Source organism: Leifsonia sp. NPDC058230, assembly GCF_042882245.1.
Lineage (GTDB): Bacteria > Actinomycetota > Actinomycetes > Actinomycetales > Microbacteriaceae > Leifsonia.
The window spans coordinates 295,530-309,273 of record NZ_JBHVWM010000003.1 but is presented as its reverse complement, the minus strand read 5'-3'; the positions used below and the strand labels follow the sequence as shown (position 1 = coordinate 309,273).

Annotated in this window: 15 protein-coding genes; 4 read left to right on the top strand and 11 right to left on the bottom strand. The window is 67.9% G+C overall.

What is annotated here, in order from left to right:
• The first annotated feature begins 45 nt into the window (after window positions 1-45).
• A complete protein-coding gene (locus ACFVV0_RS11335; RefSeq protein WP_301211982.1) occupies window positions 46-738 on the top strand; it encodes a response regulator transcription factor in 693 nt (230 codons plus the stop codon).
• Window positions 739-782: 44 nt separating this feature from the next.
• Window positions 783-2,492 (top strand): sensor histidine kinase, encoded by a 1,710-nt coding sequence (locus tag ACFVV0_RS11330; RefSeq protein ID WP_387062628.1) that lies wholly within the window; start codon window positions 783-785, stop codon window positions 2,490-2,492.
• Window positions 2,493-2,500: 8 nt separating this feature from the next.
• Here the strand turns inward: ACFVV0_RS11330 and ACFVV0_RS11325 are convergent, their stop codons facing one another.
• From ACFVV0_RS11325 to ACFVV0_RS11300, 6 genes are all read right to left on the bottom strand, one after another.
• Window positions 2,501-3,592 carry a hypothetical protein gene (locus ACFVV0_RS11325; RefSeq protein WP_387062625.1) on the bottom strand — a complete coding sequence of 364 codons (1,092 nt, stop codon included), beginning with the start codon at window positions 3,590-3,592 and terminating at the stop codon, window positions 2,501-2,503.
• Window positions 3,585-4,628, bottom strand: a complete 1,044-nt coding sequence (locus tag ACFVV0_RS11320) for a hypothetical protein (protein WP_387062623.1) — start codon at window positions 4,626-4,628, stop codon at window positions 3,585-3,587. The genes ACFVV0_RS11325 and ACFVV0_RS11320 overlap by 8 nt, the downstream gene beginning before the upstream one ends.
• Window positions 4,629-4,782: 154 nt before the next feature.
• Window positions 4,783-6,402, bottom strand: a complete 1,620-nt coding sequence (gene groL, locus ACFVV0_RS11315) for a chaperonin GroEL (protein ID WP_387062622.1) — start codon at window positions 6,400-6,402, stop codon at window positions 4,783-4,785.
• 179 nt (window positions 6,403-6,581) lie between these two features.
• Window positions 6,582-6,785 (bottom strand): cold-shock protein, encoded by a 204-nt coding sequence (locus tag ACFVV0_RS11310; protein ID WP_387062619.1) that lies wholly within the window; start codon window positions 6,783-6,785, stop codon window positions 6,582-6,584.
• A 206-nt stretch (window positions 6,786-6,991) separates the two neighbouring features.
• The gene (locus tag ACFVV0_RS11305; protein WP_387062616.1) at window positions 6,992-7,534 is read right to left on the bottom strand and encodes a LytR C-terminal domain-containing protein; all 543 of its coding nucleotides are present in this window, start codon (window positions 7,532-7,534) and stop codon (window positions 6,992-6,994) included.
• A gap of 14 nt (window positions 7,535-7,548) precedes the next feature.
• Window positions 7,549-7,845, bottom strand: a complete 297-nt coding sequence (locus tag ACFVV0_RS11300) for a DUF3263 domain-containing protein (protein WP_387062614.1) — start codon at window positions 7,843-7,845, stop codon at window positions 7,549-7,551.
• Between the two features lie 201 nt (window positions 7,846-8,046).
• On the opposite strand from ACFVV0_RS11300, the gene msrB reads away from it, so the two are divergent.
• Together msrB and ACFVV0_RS11290 are read left to right on the top strand one after the other, a co-directional pair.
• Window positions 8,047-8,448, top strand: coding sequence for a peptide-methionine (R)-S-oxide reductase MsrB (gene msrB, locus ACFVV0_RS11295; RefSeq protein ID WP_387062612.1), 402 nt, complete (start codon window positions 8,047-8,049; stop codon window positions 8,446-8,448).
• Window position 8,449: 1 nt separating this feature from the next.
• Entirely contained in the window at window positions 8,450-9,001 is a 552-nt protein-coding gene (locus ACFVV0_RS11290; RefSeq protein WP_387062610.1) for a nitroreductase family protein, read from the top strand.
• Here ACFVV0_RS11290 and ACFVV0_RS11285 read toward each other — a convergent pair.
• Genes ACFVV0_RS11285 through pdhA form a run of 5 tightly spaced genes read right to left on the bottom strand, consistent with a single transcriptional unit; the run spans window position 8,985 to window position 13,622 of the window.
• Window positions 8,985-9,950 carry a DMT family transporter gene (locus ACFVV0_RS11285; RefSeq protein WP_387062608.1) on the bottom strand — a complete coding sequence of 322 codons (966 nt, stop codon included), beginning with the start codon at window positions 9,948-9,950 and terminating at the stop codon, window positions 8,985-8,987. The two genes, ACFVV0_RS11290 and ACFVV0_RS11285, sit on opposite strands and share 17 nt — an antisense overlap.
• A gap of 52 nt (window positions 9,951-10,002) precedes the next feature.
• The gene (locus ACFVV0_RS11280) at window positions 10,003-10,134 is read right to left on the bottom strand and encodes a hypothetical protein (protein ID WP_387062605.1); all 132 of its coding nucleotides are present in this window, start codon (window positions 10,132-10,134) and stop codon (window positions 10,003-10,005) included.
• 16 nt (window positions 10,135-10,150) lie between these two features.
• Complete coding sequence (locus ACFVV0_RS11275) at window positions 10,151-11,485, bottom strand: dihydrolipoamide acetyltransferase family protein (RefSeq protein ID WP_387062602.1); 1,335 nt, start codon at window positions 11,483-11,485, stop codon at window positions 10,151-10,153.
• Window positions 11,482-12,525: an alpha-ketoacid dehydrogenase subunit beta gene (locus ACFVV0_RS11270; RefSeq protein WP_387062599.1), complete on the bottom strand. Its 1,044-nt coding sequence runs from the start codon at window positions 12,523-12,525 to the stop codon at window positions 11,482-11,484. Before ACFVV0_RS11270 ends, ACFVV0_RS11275 begins: the two co-directional genes overlap by 4 nt.
• On the bottom strand, window positions 12,522-13,622 hold the full coding sequence (gene pdhA / locus ACFVV0_RS11265; RefSeq protein ID WP_387062597.1) for a pyruvate dehydrogenase (acetyl-transferring) E1 component subunit alpha: 1,101 nt from the start codon (window positions 13,620-13,622) through the stop codon (window positions 12,522-12,524). Before pdhA ends, ACFVV0_RS11270 begins: the two co-directional genes overlap by 4 nt.
• Window positions 13,623-13,744: the final 122 nt, after the last annotated feature.

The window sequence follows — 13,744 nt, the reverse complement described above, 5'->3', positions numbered from 1 at the left end:
ATCACTCACAGAAAAGATTCAGCCGACGCGCAGATACTGGTCTGCATGAACGCCGGACCTCGCATTCTCATCGTCGACGACGAGCCCAACATCCGCGACCTCCTCACCACCAGCCTCCGCTTCGCCGGCTTCGCCGTGCGTGCCGTCGGCAACGGTGCCCAGGCGATCTCAGCGGTCCTCGAAGAGGAACCCGACCTGATCATCCTCGACGTCATGCTGCCGGACATGAACGGCTTCGGTGTCACCAAGCGCCTCCGTGGCGCCGGATACACCGCACCGATCCTGTTCCTCACGGCGAAAGACGACACCGAAGACAAGATCACAGGTCTCACGGTCGGCGGCGACGACTACGTCACCAAGCCGTTCAGCCTCGACGAGATCGTCGCCCGAATCAAGGCCATCCTGCGCCGCACGATGCAGGCGGACGAAGACGCGGTCATCCGCGCCGGCGAGCTCACGATGGACCAGGACACCCACGAGGTCTTCGTCGGCGACACCGCCATCGAGCTCAGCCCGACCGAGTTCAAGCTGCTGCGCTACCTGATGCTCAACCCGAACCGCGTGCTGAGCAAGGCGCAGATCCTCGACCACGTGTGGGAGTACGACTTCAACGGCGATGCCGGAATCGTCGAGTCGTACATCTCGTATCTGCGCCGCAAGGTGGATGCGCACTCGAGCGAGCCGCTCATCCAGACAAAGCGCGGGTTCGGGTACATGCTCAAGGCCGCCAAGGCCTGAGTCCACATCCCCGCCCCAGCTAGCTTCCGTAAACTGACGGCCTGATGCACGCACGCCTACTCGATCGTTGGAACGCGATCTCCCTGCGCACCAAGATCACCGGGGTGACGGTGCTGATGCTGACCCTCGGTCTGCTCGTGACCGGGATCGGCACGATGACCATGCTGAAGCCGGTGCTCCTCAGCCAGCTCGACGCACAGCTGAATGCGGCATCGCAGCCGAACAACCTGAACTCGTACCTGTACTCGTCGACGTCCAGCGGGGACAAGATCGCGTCCGACGGCAGCGCCTCGCCGTACTTCGCGGTGCTCTACGACTCCGACGGAACGATGATCCGGTCGAACTGGGGCAACATGCCCGAGGCGCGACGGCCCAACGTGCCCGAGGAACTCACCCTGGTGAAGGGCAAAGAGCTCAGCCAGAAGGCGTTCGACCTCTGGAGCGTCGACAAGCACACGCAGTACCGCGCGCTCGCGCAGACGGTCACGCTGACCACGCCCGCAGGTTCGCTCGGAACCGCGATCGTCGCGACCTCGACCGGTCAGATCGACACGGTGATGGCGAGCTTCCTCGCGATCTTCCTCGGGTTCGGCGTGATCGTCGTCATCGTCGGCGCCGGGCTGACCAGGATGCTGGTGACCACGACCTTCGCGCCGTTGCGCGGTGTGGAGGAGACGGCCGCCGCGATCGCCGACGGCGACTTCAGCCAGCGCCTCGGCGGCGCGACCCCGAACACGGAGGTCGGACGCCTCAACCGCTCCCTCAACACGATGCTGAACCGCATCGATCGAGCCTTCAACGACCGCGCCAAGACGATCGAGCAGATGCGACGATTCGTGGGCGACGCCAGCCACGAACTGCGCACCCCGCTCGTCTCGGTGCGCGGCTATGCCGAGCTGTACCGGATGGGCGCCCTGCAGAGCCCCGAAGACGTCGCCCAGGCGATGGACCGCATCGAGAAGGAAGCGATCCGGATGGGCGTCCTCGTCGAGGACCTCCTCGAACTCGCGCGGCTCGATGAGACGAAACCCCTCGACCTCAAGCCGGTGGACCTCGTCCCGATCGCGCGCGACGCAGCGATGGATGCGATGGCCGGCTCCCCGGGACGCGAGGTGTCGGTGGTCGTGCCCGACCCCATCCTGAGCGCCCACCAGGAGACCGACGAGCTCAGCCTCGACACGGTGCCCATGCAGCTCAGCGACCAGCCGTCCCGCGCGGCCAACGCCACGGGCCCGATCGCGTTCGCCGGGGCAACGCTCGCCCGCTTCCGCGGGCGACGCCCTCGCCGCGGAACGACCGCAGCGCCCGTTCTGACCGAAGAGAAGGTGCTGCTGCCGGCGGTGCCCGCTGCCGACCCCGCGATCGTGATGGCGGAGGAGAACAAGATCCGTCAGGTCGTCACCAACCTGATGGGCAACGCACTCCGCTTCACCGCCAACGACAGTCCCATCGAGATCGTCGTGCAGGTCAACCACGAGACCGAGCGGGCGGTCCTCGAAGTTCGCGACCACGGTGAGGGCATCCCCCCGCAGATCCGCGAGAAGATCTTCCAGCGCTTCTGGCGTGCGGACACCTCCCGCACCCGGGAGACCGGCGGCAGCGGACTCGGCCTCGCCATCGTCTCCTCGATCATCGCCGCCCACAACGGCACCGTCGAGGTCGTCGAGACCGAGGGCGGCGGGGCGACCTTCCGCATCGCACTCCCCCTGGCCGAGTCGACGTCAGCGCCGAAGCCGGTCAACCCGCAGGCGTAGGTCGCGCGTCAGGCGTAGGTCGCGCGCAGCCACTCGACGAACGCTCTGCAGTGCCGCTCGGCGTCCGGAGCGGCGTGGGCGGTGACTGTTACCCAGTCGTTCCCGACCAGCGCGTAGAGCTCGAACCACGGGTACTCGGATTCAGGGTTCGGCGTGCGACCGAATTCGGTGACGGACGGATTCTGGCGCGCGAGCTTCGCCAGTTCGCCGAAGAGGCGTTTCCCGTCAGGGATCACGACCGCCCACGTCATCCCGAAATACGGCTTGAGCGACGACTCGTAGCTGCATCCGCTGCTAGCAGTCGTGAACCGCACCGCAGATTGGAGGCCGAACCCTACTTCTCCCGCCCAGAAGACTGCTTCAGGAACTTCGAAGCTCCGCGCCACCGCCGATGCGTATGCCTCCGTGGAACAAGCGTCCACGATGGCATTGTGCACGGAAACGGCTGTTGGCTCCGGGAGTGCGGCAAGCGCAGTCACTGCATTCTGAACTGCGTCGTGAAAAGCGCGCTCGGTCATGGCACCGCTCGGACTGCTGGCATCAGCTGTTAGCCACCAGTTTCCGACGAGGACATTGGTGCTGCAGGAATCGCCGAGACAGCGTCCTTCGAGCGACTCGCCGCCGACGTACGCTGCTCCTGGCGTCGCCGACCTCGGGCGAAGGCTGTTCCACGCCGCCTGGGCGAGCGGCAACACTGAGAGCCCGAACACCGGCTTCGTTTCGCCGCCCCCGATCCCCGTCCATTCCGTGCCCGGCTGACCCCAGACACAGGTGGCGCCATGGGCGGCCTGGATCGCGAAATTCGTCAACCAGCCGTCCAGCGTGCCCGCTGCAGCCGCGAGGTTCGGATCGACAGTGCCGACCGTCGAGCCGAGGAGCGTGCTGACGTCGTCGACGGAGAGGAGTGCGGAACAGTCCACGCCCGACAGCGGCGGGAGCGGCGAAGGTGTCGCTGCGGGAGCGGGCACCCCGGTGTTCGGTCCCGCCTCAGGCGTGCTGACCGGAGCTGTGCATGCGCTCAGCAGGACCAGCGCCGCCGCCGAGGCCAACACAGCCAGGTACGCCTTCGTGTTGATTCTTCGTCCCTCTGATTCAGGCATAGGTCGCGCGCAGCCACTCGACGAACTCTCTTGACTGCCGCTCCGCGTCCGGACTGGGATAGCTGAAGATCGTGACCCAGTCGTTCCCGACGAGCGCGTAGAACTCGTTCGAGAGGTTGTCGGAATTGTCGTTGCCAGTGACCCGATTGAACTCGGTCACGGTCGGCTTCTGGCCGGCAAGCCGTGCGAACTCGCCGAAGGTGCGCTTCGCATCCGGGACCACCCACGCGGACATCAGGAATCCGCCTGACCCGTCGAGCGACGGCTGGAAGGCGCACCCTCCCGTCACCGTGGCGTACCAGACCGCGGATGCCATGCCGAACTGATACTCGCGCCCCATGAACGATGCCTGCGGTACATCGAAGCTCTGTGTCACTGCTGCGGCGTACTCGTCGGACACGCAGGCATCCACGATGGCGTTGTGGACCGACACCGCTGCCGGCTCCGGCAGGGCGAGCAGCGCGGTCACCGCCTTCTGCACCTGATCGTGGAAGGCGCGCTCGGTCATGACCCCCTTCGCGCTGGACGCGTCTGCGGACAGCCACCAGTTTCCGGCGAGGACATCGGTGTGACACGTGCCGTCGGCGCAGCTGCCGCCGAACGATTCACCGCCGACGTACGCTGCACCGGGAGCGCCGCCTTCTGGCCGGAGTTCGGCCCAGGCCGCCTGCGCATGCGGCAGAGCATGGAGGGCGAACACCGGCTCTTGCTGGCTGCCGTAGTGCCAGGTCCACTCCGTGCCCGGCTCACCCCAGACACAGTTCGCGCCCTGCACGGCTTCGATGGCGTAGCCCGCCAGCCATCCGACGCTTTTGCCGGTCGCAGCCGCGAGGTTCGGATCGACCGTGCCGACCGTCGAGCCGAGGAGCGCGCTGACGTCGTCGTCCGAGAGGAGCGCAGAGCAGTCGACACCCGACGGAGTCGCCGAAGGGGTGGGAGTCGCGCTCACCGACGGCGGTTGCGCAGCCGGCGCACCGCCTCCCGCCGAGCATCCGCTCACGGCTAAAAGTGTTACCGCCGCCCCCACGACAGCCATGTATGCCTTCTTGTGCATATTTCCCCCCGATGTGTGATTGCAGGCTCAGCATATCCATCGCGTGCCCCCGCAATTACAACGAATTACAACGAAAAGAGGGCGCCTCCCGAAGGAGACGCCCTCTTGTGAATCGCTAGGACTCAGCAGGCAGTGCCTAGAAGTCCATGCCACCGGTCGGGTCGCCGACCGGAGCCGGGTTCTTCTCCGGCTTGTCGGCGACGACGGCCTCGGTGGTGAGGAACAGACCGGCGATCGACGCTGCGTTCTGCAGAGCCGAGCGGGTGACCTTCACCGGGTCGTTGATGCCGGCAGCGAGCATGTCGACGTACTCGCCCGTGGCGGCGTTGAGGCCGTGGCCCACCGGGAGGTTGCGGACCTTCTCGACCACGACGCCGGCCTCGAGGCCTGCGTTGATGGCGATCTGCTTGAGCGGAGCCTCGATGGCGACACGAACGATGTTCGCGCCCGTAGCCTCGTCGCCCTCGAGCGACAGCTTCTCGAAGGCGGTCTTGCCGGCCTGGATGAGGGCGACGCCACCACCGGCGACGATGCCCTCTTCGACGGCGGCCTTCGCGTTGCGCACGGCGTCTTCGATGCGGTGCTTGCGCTCCTTGAGCTCCACCTCGGTCGCGGCGCCGGCCTTGATGACCGCAACACCGCCGGCGAGCTTCGCCAGGCGCTCCTGCAGCTTCTCACGGTCGTAGTCGCTGTCGGTGTTCTCGATCTCCTTGCGGATCTGCGAGACGCGGGCTGCGATCTGCTCGGGCTCTCCGCCGCCTTCGACGATGGTGGTCTCATCCTTGGTGATGACGACCTTGCGAGCCGTGCCGAGCAGGTCGAGGGTGACGTTCTCGAGCTTGAGACCGACCTCCTCGGAGATGACCTGGCCGCCGGTGAGGATCGCGATGTCCTGCAGCATGGCCTTGCGGCGGTCGCCGAAGCCCGGAGCCTTGACGGCGACGGACTTGAAGATGCCGCGGATCTTGTTGACGATCAGCGTGGCCAGGGCCTCGCCGTCGACATCCTCGGCGATGATGACGAGCTGCTTGTTGGCCTGGATCACCTTGTCGACGATCGGCAGCAGGTCTTTGATGCTGGAGATCTTCTGGTTGGCGATGAGCACGTAGGCGTCTTCGAAGACGACTTCCTGGCGCTCGGGGTCGGTGACGAAGTACTGCGACAGGTAGCCCTTGTCGAAGCGCATGCCCTCGGTCAGCTCGAGCTCGGTGCCGAAGGTGTTCGACTCCTCGACGGTGACGACACCCTCCTTGCCGACCTTGTCGATCGCCTCGGCGATGATCTCGCCGATGGTGGTGTCGCCGGCGGAGATGGATGCAGTTGCAGCGATCTCCTCCTTGGTCTCGACCTCCTTGGCGTTCGCGATGAGCTCGTCGGTGACGGCCTTGACGGCCTTCTCGATGCCGCGCTTCAGCGTGATGGGGTCGGCGCCGGCGGCCACGTTGCGGAGGCCCTCCTTGACGAGCGCCTGAGCGAGAACGGTCGCGGTGGTGGTTCCGTCACCCGCGACGTCGTCGGTCTTCTTGGCGACCTCCTTGACGAGCTCGGCACCGATCTTCTCGTACGGGTCGTCGAGCTCGATCTCCTTGGCGATCGACACGCCGTCGTTGGTGATCGTGGGGGCGCCCCACTTCTTCTCGAGGACGACGTTGCGGCCGCGCGGGCCAAGCGTCACCTTCACGGTGTCGGCCAGGATGTTCAGGCCACGCTCGAGGCCGCGGCGCGCTTCCTCGTTGAAAGCAATGATCTTTGCCATGGTTGTTTCTCGTCCCTCCCGGACGTCTGCGAAAGATGCGAATAATTAGCACTCGATCAGATGGAGTGCTAAAGAGATTCTGGCACTCGTGGCAGCCGAGTGCAAGGCGAGCGCATCCTGGACGCAGACGAGCGCCGCCCCACGGAGGGACGGCGCTCGTTCTCGGTTGGTTGCTGGTGCTACGCCGGACGAACCGACTCGGCCTGCGGGCCCTTCTGGCCGCTCCCGACTTCGAACACGACTGCCTGGCCCTCTTCGAGAACCTTGTAGCCGCTCATGTCGATCGCGGAGTAGTGAACGAAAACGTCCTGTCCCCCACCATCGACGGTGATGAATCCGTAGCCCTTCTCAGCGTTGAACCACTTCACGGTTCCGTTCGCCATGCATTACTCCCATTGCTGTGTTTCCTCGCTCCGGCCGGTCCACCAGCGCGTTGAATCCAGATACTAATGCTTTCAATGCATGTAATCACGGGTCATTTCGGCATTCCGACGCGAAATGTCGAGATTTCGTCCGAAGTTAAACAAGCGTGTAACAAAGCTGCACGGAGGGCGCCACGAGGTGGCGCCACACCGGCGGTACCCCGGCGCTACCCCGCGTAGTCGCCGCCGACGACCACGGTGAGGTCGGCGCCGGTGGCCACGTAGTCCTGCGTGACGGCCACCTTCGCGCCGGGAAGGGACTGCGCGAGACCGAGCGCGGCAGCCTCGTTCTTCGGGTCGGAGTAGTAGACCATCGTCTGGGCCAGCGTGTTGTCGCTCGCGTTCGCGCGCGAATCCACTTTCCAGCCGGCTGCGACGAGCTTGTCGCCGACGGTGTTGGCGAGCCCGCTCGTGGTCGTGCCGTTCAAGACGAAGACGCTGAGGTTCGGGTCGACGGTCGGGACGATCGTGGGAGTGGGTGTCGGCGTGGGCGTCGGCGAGGCCGAGGTGGTGTTCCCCTGGAACGAGATGCTCCCGTTGACGAGGGACAGTCCGAAGATCCCGAGCCCGACGAGGACGACCGTGGCGAGGGCCGCCCAGGCGAAACCGATCCAGCCGCGCCCCTTCGGACGCGGGGTGCGGTGGGCGCCGACCCGCGACAGATCGTCGGGGATCGTGTCGAAACGGTCCTTGGGATACTTCTCAGCCATCGTGTGCGTGGTCCTCAATCGTCGGACGTGAGCGTCCGGGTGCTCCTCGCGGCCATCCGCGCGTCGCGAAGACGCTGCAGCCGTTTGACGAGCATGGGGTCGTGGTGCAGGGCGGCGGGCGAATCGATCAACGCCCCGAGCAGCTGATAGTACCGTGCCGCCGAGAGACCGAACTCTTCGCGGATGGCCTGCTCCTTGGCGCCGGCATGCCGCCACCACTGCCGTTCGAACGCGAGGATCGACCGATCCCGCTCGCCGAGGCCGTCATCCGGGTCGGAGGACGACGGCCGGTCGTCTGCCGCGTTCGCCATCCTCACCCCTCCTGTGCCTGGACGAACCGAGTCGGCCCGCGTTCGCGGCCATCCTATTTGCCCGAATCTGTGTGTTGTCCCAAGCCGGCGGCACGTCGCGCGCAGCGTAACGCAGCGATACAGACCGATGTCGCAGCAGAAAGAGGGAACAGGCTCGCACCCCGCGCCGTTTAGGGTTGTGTCTGACGAAAGGGACACGCGATGAACTACGACGTCACCAAGAGCAACGACGAGTGGCGGGAAGAGCTCAGCCCCGAACAGTTCGCAGTGCTCCGCGAGGCCGCCACCGAGCGACCGTGGACCGGCGAGCTGCTCGACGAGGGCCGGGCGGGCCTCTACACCTGTGCGGCGTGCGGCGCCGAGCTGTTCAAGTCGGGCACCAAGTTCGACTCCGGGTGCGGCTGGCCGAGCTTCTACGAGTCGGTGCGCCCCGAGGCGGTGCAGCTGATCGAAGACACCAGCCTCGGCATGGTGCGCACGGAGGTGCGCTGCGCGAGCTGCGGTTCGCACCTCGGACACGTGTTCGACGACGGTTTCGGCACGCCGACCGGCGACCGGTACTGCATGAACTCGATCTCCCTCAACTTCACCCCCGGCGAGTAGCGTGAGCCGGATCGTCGACGCGGTCGCCGCCCGCCGCTCGTATTCGCGGGTGACCGAGGCGGCGCCGACCCACGAGGAGCTGCTGCCGCTGGTGGCGGCCGCCGGCCGTGTCGCCGACCACAGCGCCCTGCACCCCTGGCGGGTGATCGAGCTGCGCGGCGACGCGCGGCGGCGTCTCGGCGACGCCTTTGTGAAGGATGCGCACGCGAGCGGTCACGACGCGGAGAAGCTCGCTTCGAAGCCGCTGCGCTCCTCGCTGCTGCTCGCCGTGGTGTCCGTGCGCACGAAGAGCGACAAGGTGCCCGGCTGGGAGCAGGATGCTGTGGCTTCGGGTGTGGCGCACATCCTGAGCCTTCTGCTCCACGAGGCGGGCTGGGGCGTGATCTGGCGCACCGGTCACCACACGCGCGCCAAGTCGGTGCACAAGATGCACGGGCTGAAGAAGAACGAGCGCCTGCTCGGCTGGCTCTACGTCGGCGGCATCCCCGAGGGCTCCCGCGAAGGCCACCGCAAGACCCTTGACGGGGAGCGCTACCTCACGACGCTGGAGTAGTCCGCCGGTTCCAGCGCACGCTGGCGACGGCGACAGCGACCAGGGCGAGAATCGTCCCGCCGACTGTCGACCAGGCGATCGGATGCGCACCCGGCGCGAGCGCGTCGAGCAGCAGCGCCGCGATGAGCTGTCCGGCGACGGTGGCGAGCCCGAGGACGAGCACGCCGGTTACCCGCACGAGCAGGGCGGCGCCGGCGATGAACACGCAGCCGATCGCGCCGCCCAGGTAGAGCCACGGCTCGGGGGGCAACGATCCGGGCCAGCCCACGAACGCCGAGTGCACGAGCATCAGCACGAGGAGCACGGCTGTTCCGACCACGAAGTTGACGAAGGTCGCGGTGAGCGCGCTCTGCGCGGTCACGCGCACCTGTCCGTTGACGGCCTGCTGCCAGCCGAGGCCGAGGCCGGCGAGGAGCGGGAGCACGAGCATCCACGCGGGAACACTGCCGCCGAACTGGGCGGAGACGGCCCAGATCACGGCGACCAGGGCGAGCCCGGCGCCCGTCACCCGCGCGGGCGTGAGCTCTCGGCGTCCGCCCGGGCCGAGGCCGACGCGGTCGAGCACCAGGCCGCTGACGGTCTGTCCGGCGACGATCGCCACGGTGAACAGGGCGACGCCGAGAACGGCCGCGGTGAGACCCTGCGACAGCACGAGGAAGGCTCCCGCGGCGCCGCCGCAGACGTACCACCAGCGCAGTTCGTGGGTGCGCAGCGCATCCCTCACCCGGGTCAGCCCGCGGCGCCCCGTCGGCGAGACGGCGAGTGCGACCGAGAGGATGACGAGTCCGGACCCGAACGAGATGAGGGCGGCCGCGAATCCGTCGTCGATCCGGCGCCCGAGCTCACCGTTGATGCGGGACTGCACGGCGACACCGGCCCCGCAGAGGATCGCGAACACGATCGCGAGCCAGATGGGGATTCGACGTTTAGCCGGTGGGGTCGGGGTCACCGATCAAGCCTAGAGCCCCGACTCGAGGCCGGGTCACGGCGACCCGGCACAGTTACGGGGCCGGGGCCTCGCCGTCGGTGGGCTCGGGTTCGGGGAGCCAGTCGAGGTTCTCCTCGGGAGCCACCTGCTTCTCTTCCCTGAGATCGTGGTCGGCGTCTTCGCTTTCCGGCTTCTTGTCGCTCATGGCCGACACACTACGCTCAGGCGGGCGGGGCGTCAGCAAGCAGGGTGAGGGGCGATTCGACGGCATCCGCGACGTCGCGCAGCATGCCCGCCGCGACCCCTCCGTCGGTGACGCGGTGGTCGAAGACCAGCGAGAGCTGAGCGATCCGCCGCGGCACGACGACACCGTCGACCACCCACGGACGCTCGATCATGCGGCCGACCCCGAGGATGGCGACCTCGGGGTGGTTGATGATCGCCGCGCTGCCGTCGACGCCCAGGCTGCCGTAGTTGTTGATCGTGAACGTGGAGCCGCTGAGCTCGCCCGGCGACAGGGACCCCTCCCGCGCGAGCCGGGTGAGGCGGTCGAGCTCGGCGTCGAGCTCGCGGATGGTCATCCGGTCGGCGCGACGGATGACCGGCACGACGAGGCCGCGCGGCGAGTCGACCGCGAACCCGAGGTTGACTCCTTCGAAGGTGTCGAGACCGGCGCCGTCGGCGGACACCCGGCCGGCCAGGGCGGGGAAGCGAGTGAGCGCGGCGAGCGTGAACCGGGCGACGAACGCGAGCAGCGACGGGTGCCGTTCGCGGTCTCCGAGACGGATGCGCTTGCGGGCGTCCCACAGGTCGGTCGCGTCGACGTCCACCCACACCGTCGCTTCGGGGATCTCCGAGCGGCTGCGGGTCATGTTGGCCGCGACGGTGCGGCGGAACAGGCTGAACGGCGTGCTGGCGGCGACGACGAGGCCCGTGCGCGGGTCGGCCGAGCCGGCCGGCGCGGACTCGGGCTCTGCACCGGGCATGGACTGCGGAACCGCGGTCGCAAAGGCGGCTTCGACGTCTTTGCGGGTGATGACACCGCCAGTTCCGGAGGGGGTCAGCGTCGAGAGGTCGATACCGTGGGTGCGCGCGAGCGTTCGCACCACGGGCGAGATCACCGGGACGACGGACGTGGAGGTCGCAGCGACCGTCGCGATGACCGTCGCAGTGGCCGCCGCGCGCGACCGGCGGCGTCTGCCCGTGAAGTCGCTCTCGGTCGTGCCGTAGCCGACGAGCACATTCCCTGAGCCGCCGGAACGGGCGGCGCCATTGCTGGCAGTGTCGGCACCGCTATCGGCCGCGCGGTCCGGCGATTCCTCGACCACTTCGATGAGCGGCGCACCGACGGCCAGCGCCTCGCCCTCTTCGCCGTGCAGCGTCTCGACGACGCCGGCGAACGGCGACGGCACCTCGACGACGGATTTCGCGGTCTCGACCTCCGCGATCGGCTGGTCGACCCGCACCGTGTCCCCGACCGACACGAGCCAGCGCACCAGCTCGGCCTCGGTGAGTCCCTCGCCGAGGTCCGGCAGCGTGAAGATCTTGGCGGTCATGATTCGACCACCGGCACGTCGTCCCACTGGAGGTCGTCGACGGCGTCCAGGATGCGGTCGACGCTCGGCAGGTAGTACTTCTCCAGTTTCGGCGGTGCGAACGGTGTATCGAATCCGGTCACTCGGCGCACCGGCGCAAGCAGGTGGTGGAAGCAGCGCTCGGAGACGCGCGCGGCGATCTCGGAGGCCACGCTCGCGAATCCGGGGGCCTCGGCGATCACGACCGCTCGGCCCGTCGAGCGCACCGCGTCACAGACGGTCTCGTCGTCGAACGGGACGAGGCTGCGCAGATCGAGCACCTGCAGGCTGCGTCCCTCCGCCTCGGCGGCCTCGGCTGCGGCGAGCGCGACGGGAACGGACGGTCCGTACGCGATGAGGGTCGCATCCGTGCCCGCCCGGGCGATGCGTGCCCTGCCGAGCTGCGGGATAGGCGCGGTGACGTCCACCTGGCCGGTCGCCCAGTACAGCTTCTTCGGCTCGAGGAAGACGACCGGATCGGGGAACGCGATGGCCGCGCGCAGCAGGCTGTACGCATCCTGAGGCGTGGCCGGCGAGACGACCGTGAGACCGGGGGTGTGCACGTAGTACGCCTCCGACGAGTCGGAGTGGTGCTCGACGCCGCCGATGCCGCCCGCGTAGGGGATGCGGATGACCAGCGGCAGCCGCACGGCGCCCCGTGTGCGATTGCCCATCTTGGCGACGTGGTCGACGATCTGCTCGAACGCCGGGTAGGCGAAGGCGTCGAACTGCATCTCGACGACGGGCCGCATCCCGTTCATGGCCATGCCGACGGCCGTGCCGACGATGCCCGCCTCGGCGAGCGGGGTGTCGAAGCAGCGCTGGTCGCCGAAGCGGGCGGCGAGGCCGTCGGTGACGCGGAAGACTCCGCCGAGCACACCCACGTCCTCGCCGAACACGAGCACGGCAGGGTCGGTTTCGAGCGCGTCGGCGAGCGCGCGGTTGATGGCCTGCGCCATCGTCATGGTGATGGGCGCCGGCGTGGTGTCGGGGGTGGCCGGTGCGTCGTGCATGAGCGTCATCGAGTGCCCTCCTGGTCGGCGCCGTCGGATGCGAGCTCGGCGGCGAGCATCGCTGCCTGCTCCCGCAGTTGCGGGGTCGGGGTCTCGTAGACGTAGGCGAAGAGGTCCTCCGGATGCGCCTCCGCCTCCGCGTTGACAGCAGCACGCAGGTCGCTGGCGACGCGTTCGGCCTGTGCGTGGATCTCGGCGTCGTCGCCGTCGGTCAGCGCGCCGTTCGCCCGCAGCCAGGTGCGGATGCGCGCGAGCGGGTCGCGCTCCAGCCACGGCTTCACCTCGTCGTCGCTCCGGTAGCGGGTGGCGTCGTCGGCGTTCGTGTGCGACTGGATGCGGTAGGTGACCGCCTCGACGAGCGTCGGCCCTCCCCCGGTGCGCGCCGAGTCGACCGCTTCGCCGAGCACGGAGAGCAGAGCGGCGAGGTCGTTTCCGTCGACGCGCTGCCCGGGCATCCCGTAGCCGATCGCCTTGTGCGCGATCGACGGGGCCGCGGTCTGCCTGCTGAGCGGCACGGAGATGGCGTAGCCGTTGTTCTGCACGAGGAAGACGACCGGCAGGTGGAAGACCGCGGCGAAGTTGAGGGCCTCGTGGAAGTCGCCCTCACTGGTGGCGCCGTCGCCGCAGAGGGCGAGCACGACGGTGTCTTCGCCGCGCATCCTGGCGGCGTGCGCGAACCCGACGGCGTGCAGCAGCTGTGTGGCGAGCGGAGTCGCCTGCGGTGCGACGTGGTGCACGGTCGGGTCGTAGCCGGAGTGCCAGTCGCCGCGCAGGAGCAGGAACGCTTCGAACGGGTCGACACCGCGGGCGATGACGGCGACGGTGTCGCGGTAGGTCGGGAAGAGCCAGTCCTGATCGCTGAGCACCATCGCGGCGGCGACCTCGCACGCCTCCTGCCCGTGCGACGACGGGTAAACGGCGAGACGTCCCTGTCGCACCAGGGCGTTGGCCTGGTCGTTGAGGCGGCGGCCGAGCACGAGGTGACGGTAGCCCTCGGCGATCCGGTCGGTCGACGGAATGGGATAGTGGGCGTCCTCGTGGGACCCGCCGTGCTGGTCGATGAGGCCCACGGGGGTTTCTCGGGGCAGCAGATCGATGGCGTGCATCCATTCTCCTTTGAAAGACGTCGCTCTTTCTCAGGATGACTTCGCTGGACCGGGTTTGCTAGAGCTGCGCGAGTTTCGAGACATTCCCTTGCCCAGGGCCTCTTTCGGCGACAAACTGTCTA